General features: G+C 77.4%; 1 pseudogene. It reads left to right on the top strand.

The features are described 5' to 3' along the window. Window positions 1–55 precede the first annotated feature (55 nt). Window positions 56–894, top strand: a pseudogene (locus STRTUCAR8_RS51285) (hypothetical protein); the annotation flags it as partial.

The following is an 894-nucleotide window of genomic DNA, read 5'->3' as shown; positions in this document are numbered from 1 at the left end:
CACAGAACTGACAGACCGGGCCCTGTCGACCTGGTCTCACTGCGGGGGCGGTGTGATGACCTCGGAGAAGCACCGGGAGCGGGAGGAAGAGCGCGATGTGGTGGGGGAGGCGCCGGTGCCGGAGCATCGTGCGCGGCCGGACGCGCCCGAGAGCGAGGGGGGCCGGGCTGCTGATGCCGTGCGCGGCGGGCGTGACGTGGCGGGGGAGGAGTGGGTGCCGGACGGGCGGCCTCTGCCGGGCGAGGCGCAGGGGGATCGGACCGTCGGTGTGGTGCCGAGGGAGCATGACGTGGTGCGGGATGTGTCGGAGGGCAAGTTCCTGTCGGGTGAGGCTCAGGCGGATCGGGCCGCAGGCGCGGTGCCCGGGGAGCGTGGCGTCGTGGGGGAGGCGTCGGACGGGAAGCCTCTGGCGGGTCGAGTGGCGCGGGGCGTGGCTGCTGATGCCGTGCGCGGGGGGCGTGAGGTGACGGGGGAGGAGCCGGCATGGGAGGTGAAGCCTCTGGCGGGCGAGGGTGAGGGAGACCGGGTCGCCGGTGCCGTGTCTGCGAGGCGCGGGGTGATGGGGGAGGGGTCGGCGTCGGACGGGACGCCTCGCTCCGACGGGGCCGGGACGGAGCGGCCGGCCGATGCCGCGCGCAGGGCGTTGCGGGCGGCGCGGGAGCGTGCGGGGCAGGAGGCGGGCGGGACACACGACGAGGGCGCAGCCGCAGCGCGGGGCCGGCCGGGAGACGCGGCTCGTGCGGCTCTGCGGGGCGGGACGACACCGGCTGGGAGTCAGGACGCCGAGGCCCGGGCGGCGGACGTGAGCGGGCCGGAGGTCCGGGAGGTGCCGCCGACACGCACCGACACCGGGGGCCCCAAGGGCGGGCGCCCCGGGGATGTCGCCCGGGAGGC

Source organism: Streptomyces turgidiscabies Car8, assembly GCF_000331005.1.
In the GTDB taxonomy this organism is placed as follows: domain Bacteria; phylum Actinomycetota; class Actinomycetes; order Streptomycetales; family Streptomycetaceae; genus Streptomyces; species Streptomyces turgidiscabies.
This window is presented reverse-complemented; position numbering and strand designations above follow the sequence as displayed.